We start from the raw sequence: 14,615 nt of genomic DNA, 5'->3' as shown, positions 1-14,615 counted from the left end.
TCTTAATTAAGCGTATAGCGGGTTTGTTTTCTCTGTGTCGATGTCGAATTTCTTAATTGCTTCTGCAACTACAGATTTCTCAACTTCGCCACGTTTCGCTAGTTCAGTTAGCGCTGCTACTACTACGTAACCTGCGTTCACTTCGAAGTGACGACGTAGGTTTTCACGGCTGTCTGAACGACCGAAGCCATCAGTACCAAGAACTTTGAAAGACTCAGCAGGAATGTATGCACGAACCTGCTCTGCGTAGTTCTTCATGTAGTCAGTTGCTGCGATAGCAGGTTCAGTACCCATTACTGTTTGGATGTAAGGTACTTTCGCTTCCGCTTCTGGGTGAAGCATGTTGAAACGCTCTGCATCTTGGCCATCGCGAGTTAGTTCGTTGAATGACGTTACAGAGTAAACATCAGAAGCAACACCGTAATCTTCGCTTAGGATTTGAGCTGCTTTACGTACTTCATTCATGATAGTACCAGAGCTCATTAGCTGAACTTTCGCTTTGTCGCCCGTGTAAGTTTCTAGCTTGTAGATACCTTTACGGATGCCTTCTTCAGCGCCTTCTGGCATTGCTGGCATTGCGTAGTTTTCGTTCATTAGCGTTAGGTAGTAGAACACGTTTTCTTGTTCTGGACCGTACATGCGACGGATACCGTCTTGCATGATTACTGCTACTTCGTACGCGAATGTTGGGTCGTAAGAAATACAGTTAGGAACCGTACCCGCCAAAATGTGCGAGTGGCCGTCTTCGTGCTGTAGACCTTCACCATTCAACGTTGTACGACCCGCAGTTGCACCTAGTAGGAAACCACGTGCTTGTTGGTCACCAGCCATCCACGCCATGTCGCCAACACGTTGGAAGCCGAACATTGAGTAGTAGATGTAGAACGGGATCATTGGTAGGTCGTTTGTCGAGTATGAAGTCGCAGCAGCAACCCATGAAGACATAGCACCTAGCTCGTTGATACCTTCTTGTAGAACCTGACCTGAAGTCGCTTCTTTGTAGTAAGAAACAACGCCACGGTCTTCTGGTGTGTAAGTTTGACCGTGCGGGTTGTAGATACCGATTTGACGGAACAGACCTTCCATACCGAATGTACGTGCTTCGTCAGCAATGATAGGAACGATGTTCTTACCAATGTTCTTGTTCTTAAGTAGAACGTTTAGCGCACGTACGAATGCCATAGTAGAAGAGATATCACGCTTCTGTTCTTCTAGTAGTGGCTTGAATTCTTCTAGCTCAGGAACGATGAATTCTTGAGTGAATTTTGGTAGACGCTGTGGCGTGTAGCCGTGTAGCGCTTTACGACGAGCGTGTAGGTATTCGTACTCTTTTGAACCTTCTTCAAGTTTCAGGTACGGAAGTTCTTTCACTGCTTCGTCAGTTAGGATGTCTTGAAGACCTAGACGGTCACGTAGGTGTAGTACGTGAGTCATGTCCATCTTCTTAACTTGGTGCGCGATGTTCTTACCTTCAGCCGCTTCACCCATGCCGTAACCTTTAACAGTCTTAGCTAGGATTACTGTTGGACGACCTTTAGTTTCTGCCGCGTTTTTGTATGCCGCGTATAGCTTAGAAGACTCGTGACCACCACGCTTAAGTGCGAAGATTTCGTCATCAGTCATGTCAGCAACAAGTGCAGCTGTCTCTGGGTACTTACCAAAGAAGTGCTCACGTACGTACGCGCCATCTTTTGATTTGAATGTTTGGTAGTCGCCGTCGATCGTTTCATTCATAAGCTGTAGAAGCTTACCAGTCGTATCTTTAGCTAGTAGTGAATCCCAGTTGTTACCCCAGATTACCTTCACTACGTTCCAACCAGCACCTTTGAACAGACCTTCAAGTTCTTGAATGATCTTACCGTTACCCATTACAGGGCCATCTAGACGCTGTAGGTTACAGTTGATTAGGAAGCATAGGTTGTCTAGTTTCTCACGCGCAGCGAAAGAGATAGCACCACGTGATTCTGGCTCATCCATCTCACCGTCACCTAGGAACGCGTAAACGCGCTGCTCTGAAGTATCTTTAAGACCACGGCCTTCTAGGTACTTAAGGAAACGAGCTTGGTAGATAGAAGCGATTGGACCTAGACCCATCGATACTGTCGGGAACTGCCAGAATTCAGGCATCAATTTAGGGTGCGGGTATGAAGGAATACCTTTGCCGTCTACTTCTTGACGGAAGTTGTCTAGCTGCTCTTCAGTTAGACGACCTTCAACGAATGCACGTGAGTAGATACCTGGTGAAATGTGACCTTGGTAGTAAACTAGGTCGCCACCATCCTTCTCGTTTGGTGCACGGAAGAAGTGGTTGAAACATGTCTCGTAGAACGCAGCAGAAGACTGGAAAGACGCCATGTGGCCGCCTAGCTCTAGGTCTTTCTTAGATGCACGTAGAACGATCATGATAGCGTTCCAACGAATAATTGAGCGAATACGACGCTCAAGTGTTGTGTCACCTGGGTATGCTGGTTCTTGGTCTGCAGGAATCGTGTTGATGTAGTTAGTTGTGATACCTGTTGGCATATCAACACCGTCTAGACGTGCTTTATCTAGAACTTGCTCTAATAGGAATTGAGCACGCTCTAGACCTTCTTCACGTACAACTGACTCAAGCGCTTGTAGCCATTCTTGAGTTTCCAGTGCATCTACGTCATGCTTCATATCAGACATGGCGATCTATCCTTCTGTTGGTTGGATCTACTTATTTAAGTAACGCTCTTACGAGTCATTACCCTGCTGAATTCGACGTAGAGAACGCTCTCGTCGAGACTCTTCTCGAGTCAAATCCAACAATGTTTCTTCGATGTAAGCCAAGTGCGAGTGGGACATTTCTCGCGCCTTTTCAGGCTGACCAGAAACAATCGCATCCACGATATTGGCTCGGTGTTTACTGACTTTCTCGACCGCTTCTGGGCGGCGACGTAGTAATTTAAAATTTTGTAGAATATTTTGCTCAAGCAAAGGTGCTAAGCTTCGAACAATGTGCAACAAAACCACGTTGTGCGCGGCTTCTGTCAAAGCGATCAAAAATTGCATTACTTCCGCAGATTCAGCTTCGATATCGTTGTTTGCTTGCTCTTGGCTAATGCGCTCAAGGCAACCTTGAATACGCGCAAAATCTTCTTCGGTACCACGTAAAGCTGCAAAGTAGGCTGAAATTCCTTCCATCGCATGACGAGACTCAAGCACATCAAGCTGGGTTTCAGAATGACTAGACAACAAATTCAACAAGGGATCTGAAAAGCTCTTCCAGATATTCTCACTTACGAATGTTCCGCCACCTTGGCGACGAGTCAACAAACGCTTCGCTTCCAAGCGTTGAATGGCTTCTCGGACTGAAGGACGAGACACATCGAACTGTTTTGCCAGTTCACGCTCTGGAGGCAGTTGTTGCCCCGGAGACAATGTTCCTTCCACTATCAACCTTTCTAACTCTTGTTCTATAACATCAGAGAGTTTTGGCTGACGAATCCTTTGATAAGCCATAATTTATTGTTCTTCTACTCTTGCAGGTAATTGGTAATACCAATTTTAAGTTGGTGCAGAAATTAACATAATTAAAACGCCACTGTCCAGCCGAAAATTGACCTAAATCATAGAACGAGCTTACTTCCAACACTCTGATAACAATCGACTGTTAAAACAGCAATAGAATTGGTATGACCAATTACATAAAGCATACAAATGGGAAGTCGACGTGCTAGCAGTTTTGGAAAAGAAATACAGAAAATGACAAAATTATCAGTCTATTTATTCACCAAAACGGCATGTACGAGCGTAAAAGTGTAGTTAACTTTTAACAATCATTAATATTTCTGGTATCAAAAAAAGGCATACCTGATCGTATGCCTTATTTATTTCGCTTTTTTGAATTTACACTTTCGCTACAAATCAACGCTGTATAAGCAGTCTATATTTCACCCAATCAAAGCTTAGACCAGGATCGCTTTTTCTCAAGGGCGCAATATATTGATGACCGGTAATTCGTGGCGGGGTGATTTGAGGATAAGACTGCATAATCACCTCAGTAATCTCTGCAAGTGATTGATATTGCGCTTCTGTGTAGGCAGTAAATTCTGTCCCTTCAAGCTCGATACCAATGGAATAGTCATTACAACGCTCCCTGCCCGCGAAACTGGATTGACCGGCATGCCATGCTCTATCAAGAAAAGAAACAAATTGAACAACCTCGCCGTTTCTTTTAATCAAGCAATGTGCAGAAACGCCCATTTTGTGAATAACTTCAAAAAATGGATGTTCATTTGGGTCTAGCTTGCCAGTGAAGAAGTCCTCTATATATGGTCCACCAAACTGCCCAGGAGGCAAACTGATGTTGTGTACCACCAGCAGAGAGATGTCGTTTATATCAGAGCGGGCATCAAAAAATGGTGACGGAACATGCTTTGCCTGTGTCAGCCAGCCATTCTCGATAATTGGGCGCATATCAACCTCTCTACTTTGCAAATTAACTGCTGAAATTATTGACACCGGAGAGTATCATTCGTTGCCATCTCCCTTTCAAGACAAGATTTGCGATGAAGAACACACACAACATTCAAGAACGCCTAGAATACCTTAAACAACAACTCCCTTTAGAGATCACTCGCTCTGTCGCTGATACCTTAAAAGAAGATCTAGGTGGCAGTGTCGACGTAGATAACGACATTACTGCATCTTTGATCCCTGCCGAGGCGGTTAATACCGCAACGATTATTACTCGTGAGCATGGTGTGTTCTGTGGTCAAGCATGGGCTGATGAAGTTTTTAAACAGCTCGGTGGCAAGGTCAGTATTGAATGGCACGTAAAGGACGGCGATAAAGTCGAGCCTAACCAAACCCTTTGCACGCTGACAGGCCCTGCTCGTGACTTGTTAACTGGTGAGCGTAACGCAATGAACTTCATCCAAACGCTGTCTGGCTGCGCAACAGTTACCGCAGAGTACGCTGAAAAAATCGCGCATACTGAGTGTCGTCTACTCGACACACGTAAAACCATTCCTGGTCTGCGTAGCGCACTAAAATACGCCGTGACGTGTGGTGGTGGCTTTAACCATCGCATCGGCGTGTTCGACGCTTACCTCATTAAAGAAAACCACATTATTGCTTGTGGTGGCATCACCCAAGCCATCCAAAAAGCGAAAGAGCTTAACCCAAGCAAACCGGTAGAAGTAGAAACGGAAAGCTTAGAAGAGTTGAAGCAAGCGATAGAGGCTGGTGCCGACATCATCATGCTCGATAACTTCACAAAAGAAATGATGCGTGAAGCCGTAGCGATTAACGCAGGTCGTGCCGCTTTAGAGAACTCCGGCAACATTACGCTAGAGACCATCGCAGAATACGCAGAAACCGGTGTCGATTACATTTCGGTAGGCGCGTTGACTAAGCATTTAAAAGCGATGGATCTTTCGATGCGCTTCAAATAATAAAAGCAACAAATCTGAAATTACTTCAACTAACTCAGTGAGTTGTGAGTAATTCATCATTTAAAAGGGCCAATTGGCCCTTTCTTTTTATCCACTAAAAAAATAGTACTACTCGCAAAACTCTGCATGCGAGATGCAACTTTTCACCAAAGAGTTTTATCTCACTCGAGAGCCCATCCCTTCCCCATTTTCAACCTTTATGAAGTCTCCATAATCCTTCGCTAATGCAAGGGCATTATTTATTTCATTAAGAAGGAAAGAAAATGAAACACAGTAAACAGAAAAAACAGCAAGGCTTTACGTTAATTGAATTGATGATTGTGGTAGCAATTATTGGTGTGTTATCAGCAGTCGCAATCCCTGCATATAAAGACTATGTCGCAAAGTCAGCTGTAACCTCTGCTGTGGGTACTTTAAAGTCATTACTTACTAATGCTGATTTATATACTCAGAACAACACCACAGCTACTTCCGACTTAGGAGACATCGGTGGGAACGCTACTATGAACGCCCTTGGCAATATTACCGCATCAATTGAAGGTGCTGGAGCAGCCTCAAACGCAAAATCTACACTCAAATTTGTATTTAATACTGGCAATGCTGCAGCAGGTGACATCGAATATGCTAGGACACCAAACACACCCTGGGGCTGTACAAATAATACTAACCCAAAAGTATCTATTGATAGCTGCCCATAATGCAAACCAACCTCTCCACGATTCTTCGTCAAAAAGGACTATTGGCTTTTTCCCAAGAAGAATCGTTGCTTGAGCAAGTCAAAGCTTCTGGCATTTCGATGCCGGAAGCTTTGCTCAGTTCAGGGTTATTTACATCACGCGAACTCACTGAACATTTAAATTCTATTTTTGGATTAAATCAGCCCGAGTTATCTCAGTACGAGTACGCCTCGCTTTGTCAGCAACTTGGCCTTAGGGAATTAATCACACGGCATAACGCACTCCCACTCCAGCGTACACCTTCAACGTTATTATTAGCCGTTGCCGACCCCACGAACCAACAAGCAGAAGACGATTTCCGCTTTGCCACTGGTTTACAGATTGAATTGGTGTTGGCGGATTTTCGTCAACTCAGCGCGGCAATTCGACGCTTATATGGTCGTTCATTGAGTCATGAGAAGTCCGGGTTAAAAGAGATCAACCAAGAAGAGTTAGCCAATCTGGTTGATGTGGGCGCAGATGAAATCGACAACATTGAAGACTTGAGCCAAGATGAGTCTCCTGTTAGCCGTTACATCAACCAAATTCTGTTGGACGCTGTGCGCAAAGGCGCATCCGATATCCACTTTGAGCCTTATGAAAAGATGTACCGTGTGCGCCTACGCTGTGATGGCATCTTAATTGAAACACAGCAGCCACCAAGCCACTTAAGTCGCCGCTTATCCGCTCGTATCAAAATCCTCTCTAAACTTGATATTGCAGAGCGACGTTTACCACAAGATGGGCGTATTAAGCTCAAGTTGAATCAAGACACCGCAATTGATATGCGTGTATCCACGCTACCGACTCTATTCGGAGAGAAAATTGTACTACGACTGCTCGACAGCAGCTCTGCGTCATTGGATATCGACAAGCTTGGTTATAGCGAACAACAAAAACAATTGTACTTGGATGCGCTGCGTCGCCCACAAGGCATGATTCTGATGACAGGCCCAACCGGGAGCGGAAAAACCGTTTCTCTGTACACTGGGCTGAGTATCCTCAATAAGCCAGAAATCAACATTTCCACGGCAGAAGACCCAGTAGAAATTAACTTATCGGGCATTAACCAAGTTCAAGTTCAGCCTAAGATTGGTTTTGGTTTTGCCGAAGCCCTGCGCTCTTTCTTACGTCAAGACCCGGATGTGGTAATGGTCGGTGAGATTCGTGACTTAGACACCGCCGAAATCGCTATAAAAGCATCGCAAACCGGTCACTTAGTACTTTCAACCTTACATACCAATTCTGCGGCTGAAACGGTTATTCGTTTATCAAACATGGGCGTAGAAAGCTTTAACTTGGCCTCATCTCTTAATTTGATTATTGCCCAGCGCTTGGCCCGTAAACTGTGCTCGCACTGTAAACAATCACAAGAGCTTACCGTTCAGCTACAACATCTTGGAATTCAAGCAAGCGACAACATTTTTAAAGCCAATCCCGATGGATGTAATGAGTGTACCCATGGTTATTCCGGCCGAACGGGAATTTATGAAGTGATGCGCTTTGATGAATTTCTTTCCGAAGCGCTTATTAAAGGCGCCTCAGTACATGAACTAGAAAAACTCGCCATCGCAAATGGTATGAGCACGTTACAAATGTCGGGCATAGAAAAACTCAAACAAGGGATCACAAGTTTTAGTGAACTACAGCGCGTACTTTATTTTTAATCCTTTAATCAGCAGTCACCTCTATGAAAAGCACTACACCACAACTTAAAAACTTCCGCTGGAAAGGCATCAACAGTTCTGGCAAAAAGACGTCTGGACAAACCCTCGCGATGACAGAAATTGAAGTACGCGAGCGTCTAGACGCACAGCACATCAAGATCAAGAAGTTAAAGAAAAGCAGTATCTCGTTTCTCACTAAACTCAGCCATCGCGTGAAAGGCAGAGACATCACGGTGTTTACCCGTCAGATTTCGACGATGTTGATAACCGGTGTACCCTTAGTTCAGGCTTTAAAATTGGTCTCAGAAAATCATAAAAAAGCAGAGATGAAATCCATTTTGATGAGCGTGACACGCGCCGTTGAAGCGGGGACGCCCATGTCAAAAGCCATGCGCACTGCAAGTGAACACTTTGACCCACTCTATACCGATCTTATCGCCACAGGTGAGCAATCCGGTAACTTAGCAGAAGTGTTCGAGCGCTTAGCCACCTACCGAGAAAAAAATGAACAACTCCGTGCGAAAGTGATCAAAGCACTGATTTACCCAGCGATGGTAGTGCTAGTAGCGTTAGGCGTGTCGTTTATCATGCTCACCAAAGTCATTCCCGAGTTTGAAAAAATGTTTGTTGGTTTTGGTGCTGACTTACCGTGGTTTACCAGGCAAGTATTAGATCTTTCCGCCTGGACACAAAACTGGAGTCCGTTTATCGCACTAGGCTCCATTAGTTTATTCATTTCGGCGAGAATCCTCTCTAAGCGTTCAGATTCTTTTCGCTTAATGCTCAACCGCTCTGTGCTTAAATTTCCTGTCCTGGGCCCTGTATTATCAAAAGCCGCTATCGCCAAATTTAGTCGAACACTCGCCACAAGCTTTACAGCGGGCATTCCAATTCTAACCAGTTTAAAAACTACATCAAAAACATCAGGAAACTTGCACTATCAACTCGCCATAGAAGAAGTTTACCGTGATACCGCCGCAGGTATGCCAATGTATGTAGCCATGCGCAACTGTAATGTGTTCCCTGAATTGGTGTTACAAATGGTTATGATCGGTGAAGAGTCTGGTCGACTTGACGATATGCTCAATAAAGTTGCAACAATCTACGAGTTTGAAGTCGACAACACCGTCGACAACCTTAGTAAAATTCTAGAGCCACTAATTATCGTTTTTTTAGGTATCGTTGTTGGCGGATTAGTGACAGCAATGTACTTGCCAATCTTTAACTTAATGAGTGTATTGGGCTAGAATGAGCTGTTAACTCCTTTAAAACAGCATCTTGCTGATTTCACTCATCGCTCAAGAGACAAATATGGAAGTATTCCAGTACTACCCTTGGCTATTCGTTGTGTTTGCCACCATCTTCGGTCTTATCGTGGGTAGCTTCCTCAATGTGGTTATTTATCGACTACCTAAAATCATGGAACTAGAATGGCGACGCGAATGTGCCGAGTCATTTCCTGAATACAAAATAGAACCTCCTAAAGAAGTGCTGACCTTGAGCGTCCCACGCTCCTCCTGCCAGAAATGCGCAACACCGATACGTATTCGCGACAACATTCCTGTGATTAGCTGGCTGCTTTTAAAAGGCAAATGTCACAACTGTCAGACAACCATTAGCACACGCTATCCACTGATTGAACTGCTCACTGCATTCTGCTCAGGCTTTGTCGCTTACCACTTTGGTTTTAGTTACTTTACCGTTGCACTACTCTTTTTCACTTTTATCTTAATCGCTGCAACATTTATCGATCTCGATACTATGTTGTTACCTGACCAATTAACATTACCATTAACTTGGGCTGGCATTGCCTTAGCATTAGTCGAAATAAGTCCTGTTACTCTACAAGATTCTGTCATTGGTGCTATTGCTGGTTACCTATGTCTCTGGTCCGTTTACTGGGGCTTTAAGCTACTTACTGGTAAAGAAGGAATGGGATATGGTGATTTTAAACTACTAGCAGCACTAGGGGCTTGGCTGGGCTGGCAGTCACTGCCGATGATCATTCTACTTTCTTCTGTGGTTGGCATCGTATTTGGCATCATTCAACTACGCTTGCAAAAGCAGGGAATTGAAAAAGCTTTCCCTTTCGGTCCTTACTTAGCAATTGCTGGTTGGATAAGCTTAATTTGGGGCGAGCAGATTTTAAACTGGTACTTTACTTCAGTTCTAGGAGTGTAAATGGCTTTGGTTATTGGTTTAACAGGTGGTATCGCTAGTGGAAAAACAACCGTCGCGAATCTGTTCAAACAACAATTTAAAATCGATATCGTTGATGCCGACATTGTAGCAAGAGAAGTTGTCGAACCAGGTACTCCCGGCCTAAACGCGATTATTGAACACTTTGGTCACGATATCGTTCGTGAAGACCAAACTTTAGATCGCGCAAAGCTGAGAGAAAAAATCTTTTCGAATTCAGATGAAAAAGCATGGCTCAACGCACTGTTGCACCCGATAATTCGTGAAAAGATGATCGAAGATTTGCAGCAAGTCACTTCAGAGTATGCGTTACTTGTGGTGCCGTTGCTCGTAGAAAACAAGCTAGATAGTTTGTGTGATCGCGTTCTTGTCGTCGATGTAGAACCGAATACACAGATATCTCGCACGATGAAACGAGACAATGTGAGTGAAGATCAAGTTCGCGCCATCCTTGCCTCTCAAGCATCAAGAGAGCAAAGGCTCGCGCTTGCAGACGATGTGGTTAAGAATAATCCAAGTGACCCTGATCTTTTGCTTCAAATCACAGATTTGCACGAAAAGTACCTAGCCATGTGTAAGAAAAATCTGCGAAAATAGGAACGAAACTCACAAAGGCTTATGTCGATGACCACGCACAAATTTGAACATCCGTTAAATGAGAAAACTCGTATTTATCTAAGAGTGGAGTCTCTGCTGCGTCAGGCTCACTTGGCCTCTGGGTTTAGCGAAAATCATCAGTATCAACTGTTTTTCCGTGCGTTATTCGATATGGTTGAGATCTTCGAACAGATCCAGTTGAAAAGTGAACTGGCTAAAGATCTTGAGAAGCAACGGCTGTCGTACCGCCATTGGCTAAATGTTGATGGCGTCGATCAAGACGCATTAAATACCCTACTACAAGAGATAGATGTCGTTCATAGCCAACTGATGGGTGCAGAACGTTTTGGCCAAGCATTAAAAGAAGATCGCTTCCTAAGCTCTATCCGTCAACGCTTTAATCTACCGGGTGGTTCATGCTGTTTTGATCTGCCAGCATTACACTACTGGCTTCATCTACCTATTGAACGTAAAAAGCGTGATGCACAACAGTGGCAAGCAAGCTTAAAGCCCTTATCTGATGCGCTTTCGTTATGGTTAAAGCTCACTAGAGAGACCGGACATTTCAAAGCTCAAATCGGTCGTGCAGGTTTCTTCCAAAGTGACGCTGATGAAGCCAACATTCTAAGACTTCACATCCCAATGGAATATGGCGTGTATCCTATGATTTCAGGCCATAAAAACCGCTTTGCGATCAAGTTCATGTCGTTTGAAAACGGTCAAGCGTGCACACAAGATATTGAATTTGAACTTGCTGTGTGCAGCTAAGACGACACTTAGCCTCGCCTCCATAATCTAAAATTCAACGCTTTATTGCGCTTATATTTGATAAAATTTCGTAGCAGCAATAGCGCGTTGAATAAGCCATCTTTAATTCGTTTAGGTATACTACCCTTTAACACCAATTAGTAATGGGACGCTCAACTATGTCTAAAGTTACCATCGTTCAATGTCCACAATGTGGCGCCGACGTAGAATGGGGAGAACAAAGTCCTCATCGCCCTTTCTGCAGTAAACAATGCCAAATGATTGATTTTGGTGAATGGGCAGATGAAGAAAACACCATCCCAGGCGCACCCGATATGTCCGATAGTGATGGCTGGTCTGAAGACCAGTATTAAATTGAGACCTAGGGTAAAGGAATACCCTAGGTTCCTTCTTGGGGAACCTGAATCACGCTCCGTCGTCGCTGTCCAGAATGACGAATTTGAACCTCGGTGCTATATAATCTTTGACCATCATTTTCCGTCATTCCGAGTAGCCATAGCGACATCAGGAATCTACTCACAGTAAGGATGAAGCTAACAACTTAAACACTTGCATGCTCGACTAGTAGATTCTGAATCACGCTCCTTCGTCGCTGTCCAGAATGACGAATTTTAACCACGGTACTCTATAATCTTTGACCATCATTTCCTGTCATTCCGAGGAGCCATAGCGGCATCAGGAATCTACGCATAGCAAGGATGAAGCTAACAACGTAAACAATTGCATGCTCAACTAGTAGATTCTGAATCACGCTCCTTCGTCGCTGTCCAGAATGACGAATTTTAACCACGGTACTCTGTAATCTTTGACCATCATTACCTGTCATTCCGAGGAGCCATAGCGACATTAAGAATCTACTAACAGCAAGGATGAAGCTAACAACTTAAACACTTACATTCTCAACTAGTAGATTCTGAATCACGCTCCTTCGTCGCTATCCAGAATGACGAATTTTAACCACAGTACCCAGTAATATTTGATCATTGTTTCCCGTCATTCCGAGGAGCCATAGCGACATCAGGAATCTATTCACAACAAGACAGAGGCGTGGAGTGTACGTCAGTGCATGAGCATCGACAGTGCAGGTCGGGTGAAAAGAAACGAGCAAGCTAATTACACAAATAAAAAAACGGAGCCCTAAAAGGACTCCGTTTAAGATGAGAACGCTAGTTATAGCATTACTTCTTAGCAAGTTTCTCTTTGATACGAGCAGACTTACCAGAACGCTCACGTAGGTAGTACAACTTGGCACGACGTACTGCACCACGGCGTTTAACTTCGATGCTATCAACGATTGGAGAGTGTGTTTGGAACGTACGCTCAACACCTTCACCGTTAGAGATCTTACGTACAGTGAAAGCAGAGTGTAGACCACGGTTACGGATTGCGATTACAACGCCTTCGAAAGCCTGTAGACGCTCACGGTCACCTTCTTTTACCTTAACTTGAACTACAACAGTGTCACCTGGTGCAAATTTAGGTAGGTCTGATTTCATTTGCTCTTCTTCAAGAGCTTTGATGATGTTACTCATTTTTTAAATTCCTAGAATAAACTGATACTAAATAAATTAGGTTACTTTGCGTTATGTTCTTTAATGGCTTTATGCTCATTAACAAACTCAGCAAGTAATTGTTCCTGTTCGTCAGTCAGAGCTAGGTTTTCCAGGAGCTCTGGTCTTCTTAGCCAAGTACGGCCCAACGACTGCTTGAGTCGCCATTGACGAATGTCCTTGTGATTGCCTGACATCAGTACAGCTGGTACCTCTTTGTCATCCAATACTTCTGGACGCGTATAGTGAGGGCAATCTAACAAGCCATTTGCAAAAGAGTCTTCTTCTGCTGACGCGAAATCCCCTAGTACACCCGGAACAAACCGAGAGACAGAGTCGATTAACGTCATGGCTGGTATCTCACCACCCGTCATCACAAAATCACCAATCGACCATTCTTCGTCGACTTCAGATTGAATGATGCGCTCATCTACCCCTTCATAACGACCACAAATCAGAAGCAAGTTCTCATTCGTTGCCAGTTCTTCCACTCCTTTCTGGTCGAGCTTGCGACCTTGAGGAGAAAGGTAGATGACTTTCGTCTTGCCCGGTGAGGCTGCTTTCGCGGTATAAATGGCATCGCGCAAAGGCTGAACCATCATTAACATACCAGGGCCACCACCGTAAGGTCGGTCATCGACTGTGCGATGTTTGTCGTGAGTGAAATCTCTAGGATTCCAAGTCTCAATCGACAAAAGACCTTTTTTAACCGCTTGACCTGTTACTCCAAAATCAGTAACAGAACGGAACATTTCTGGAAAAAGGCTAATAACGCCAACCCACATGTTTATCTCGCTCTGTAATTTTGGAGATTAGAATCCAGGATCCCAGTCAACTTCGATCCGTTGAGCTTCGCGATCAACATTAATGATCACTTGCTCTTCAAGGAACGGGATTAATCGTTCCTTCTGCCCGAAAGCATCTTTAAGATTTGCTTTAACAACCAGAACATCGTTTGAGCCAGTTTCTAGCATGTCAGTAACGACACCTAGATCGTAACCTTTAGTAGTTACAACTTGCATCCCAAACAATTCGCGCCAGTAGAACTCATCTTCTGACAATTCAGGAAGTACCGCAGGGTCAATAGCAATTTCAAAGTTCGTCATTAGATGCGCGTCTTCACGAACATCCATGCCTTCCAGCTTAGCCACCATACCTTTGTTATGGCGCTTCCAGCTTTCTACTTTGTACTCAACCCACTTGCCCTTTTGGTTAATGTACCAAGGGCTGTAATCGAAAATGCTTTCAGCATTGTCTGTGTAGGAAAAAACTTTAAGCCAACCACGAATGCCGTAAGTAGCACCAAACTTGCCTACAACAATCTTTTCGTTGCTCATTGTTTCTTTACCTTTCATCGACATAAACTAGTTTCTACTTTTCAAGTAAAAAATTAAGCCGCTTTTTGAGCGTCTTTAACTAGCTTAGCAACACGGTCAGATACTGACGCGCCTTGACCAACCCAGTGGTTAACGCGGTCTAGGTCTAGACGTAGACCTTCTTCTTGACCTTTAGCAGTTGGGTTGAAGAAACCAACTTTCTCGATGAAACGGCCAGTTGCAGCGTTGCGGCTGTCCGCTACTACGATTTGATAAAATGGACGCTTTTTAGCGCCGTGACGTGCCAAACGAATGGTTACCATGTCGTCCTCTTTGCTTTCTCAAAAATAAAATTAACCCCAAAAACCATTCAAGAAAT

Annotated in this window: 15 protein-coding genes; 8 read left to right on the top strand and 7 right to left on the bottom strand. The window is 44.2% G+C overall.

Annotation, left to right across the window (positions count from 1 at the left end; genetic code table 11):
• Nucleotides 1-6: 6 nt before the first annotated feature.
• The 3 genes from aceE to ampD form a co-directional block, all read right to left on the bottom strand.
• Nucleotides 7-2,670: a pyruvate dehydrogenase (acetyl-transferring), homodimeric type gene (gene aceE, locus R8N46_RS18475; protein ID WP_005386612.1), complete on the bottom strand. Its 2,664-nt coding sequence runs from the start codon at nt 2,668-2,670 to the stop codon at nt 7-9.
• A gap of 48 nt (nt 2,671-2,718) precedes the next feature.
• On the bottom strand, nt 2,719-3,486 hold the full coding sequence (pdhR, locus tag R8N46_RS18470) for a pyruvate dehydrogenase complex transcriptional repressor PdhR (RefSeq protein ID WP_005379989.1): 768 nt from the start codon (nt 3,484-3,486) through the stop codon (nt 2,719-2,721).
• A gap of 405 nt (nt 3,487-3,891) precedes the next feature.
• A complete protein-coding gene (gene ampD, locus R8N46_RS18465) occupies nt 3,892-4,443 on the bottom strand; it encodes a 1,6-anhydro-N-acetylmuramyl-L-alanine amidase AmpD (protein ID WP_042521337.1) in 552 nt (183 codons plus the stop codon).
• Between the two features lie 92 nt (nt 4,444-4,535).
• Here ampD and nadC point away from each other — a divergent pair, with 92 nt between their 5' ends.
• The 8 genes from nadC to yacG all read left to right on the top strand — a co-directional run bounded on the left by nadC (nt 4,536) and on the right by yacG (nt 11,723).
• Nucleotides 4,536-5,423: a carboxylating nicotinate-nucleotide diphosphorylase gene (gene nadC, locus R8N46_RS18460; RefSeq protein ID WP_115386280.1), complete on the top strand. Its 888-nt coding sequence runs from the start codon at nt 4,536-4,538 to the stop codon at nt 5,421-5,423.
• Between the two features lie 263 nt (nt 5,424-5,686).
• Complete coding sequence (locus tag R8N46_RS18455; RefSeq protein WP_029803401.1) at nt 5,687-6,121, top strand: type IV pilin protein; 435 nt, start codon at nt 5,687-5,689, stop codon at nt 6,119-6,121.
• Nucleotides 6,121-7,806: a type IV-A pilus assembly ATPase PilB gene (gene pilB / locus R8N46_RS18450; RefSeq protein ID WP_115386281.1), complete on the top strand. Its 1,686-nt coding sequence runs from the start codon at nt 6,121-6,123 to the stop codon at nt 7,804-7,806. Before R8N46_RS18455 ends, pilB begins: the two co-directional genes overlap by 1 nt.
• Nucleotides 7,807-7,829: 23 nt before the next feature.
• Complete coding sequence (locus R8N46_RS18445; RefSeq protein ID WP_017635918.1) at nt 7,830-9,053, top strand: type II secretion system F family protein; 1,224 nt, start codon at nt 7,830-7,832, stop codon at nt 9,051-9,053.
• A 64-nt stretch (nt 9,054-9,117) separates the two neighbouring features.
• The gene (locus tag R8N46_RS18440) at nt 9,118-9,987 is read left to right on the top strand and encodes a prepilin peptidase (protein WP_025768182.1); all 870 of its coding nucleotides are present in this window, start codon (nt 9,118-9,120) and stop codon (nt 9,985-9,987) included.
• A complete protein-coding gene (coaE, locus tag R8N46_RS18435; RefSeq protein WP_017635920.1) occupies nt 9,988-10,602 on the top strand; it encodes a dephospho-CoA kinase in 615 nt (204 codons plus the stop codon).
• A gap of 27 nt (nt 10,603-10,629) precedes the next feature.
• Nucleotides 10,630-11,370 carry a cell division protein ZapD gene (gene zapD, locus R8N46_RS18430; RefSeq protein ID WP_005373086.1) on the top strand — a complete coding sequence of 247 codons (741 nt, stop codon included), beginning with the start codon at nt 10,630-10,632 and terminating at the stop codon, nt 11,368-11,370.
• Nucleotides 11,371-11,528: 158 nt separating this feature from the next.
• A complete protein-coding gene (gene yacG / locus R8N46_RS18425; RefSeq protein ID WP_017635922.1) occupies nt 11,529-11,723 on the top strand; it encodes a DNA gyrase inhibitor YacG in 195 nt (64 codons plus the stop codon).
• Between the two features lie 825 nt (nt 11,724-12,548).
• On the opposite strand, the gene rplS is transcribed toward yacG, so the two are convergent.
• The 4 genes from rplS to rpsP are packed head-to-tail and all read right to left on the bottom strand — an operon-like array spanning nt 12,549 to nt 14,559.
• Nucleotides 12,549-12,902, bottom strand: coding sequence for a 50S ribosomal protein L19 (rplS, locus tag R8N46_RS18420; protein ID WP_005379971.1), 354 nt, complete (start codon nt 12,900-12,902; stop codon nt 12,549-12,551).
• A 41-nt stretch (nt 12,903-12,943) separates the two neighbouring features.
• Entirely contained in the window at nt 12,944-13,705 is a 762-nt protein-coding gene (gene trmD / locus R8N46_RS18415; protein ID WP_115386283.1) for a tRNA (guanosine(37)-N1)-methyltransferase TrmD, read from the bottom strand.
• Between the two features lie 27 nt (nt 13,706-13,732).
• Nucleotides 13,733-14,281, bottom strand: coding sequence for a ribosome maturation factor RimM (gene rimM / locus R8N46_RS18410; RefSeq protein ID WP_005379964.1), 549 nt, complete (start codon nt 14,279-14,281; stop codon nt 13,733-13,735).
• Between the two features lie 29 nt (nt 14,282-14,310).
• Nucleotides 14,311-14,559, bottom strand: coding sequence for a 30S ribosomal protein S16 (gene rpsP / locus R8N46_RS18405; RefSeq protein ID WP_005379962.1), 249 nt, complete (start codon nt 14,557-14,559; stop codon nt 14,311-14,313).
• Between the last annotated feature and the right edge of the window lie 56 nt (nt 14,560-14,615).

Origin of the sequence: Vibrio sp. 1874 (genome assembly GCF_033344395.1) — a bacterium.
GTDB lineage: Bacteria > Pseudomonadota > Gammaproteobacteria > Enterobacterales > Vibrionaceae > Vibrio > Vibrio alginolyticus.
This window is presented reverse-complemented; position numbering and strand designations above follow the sequence as displayed.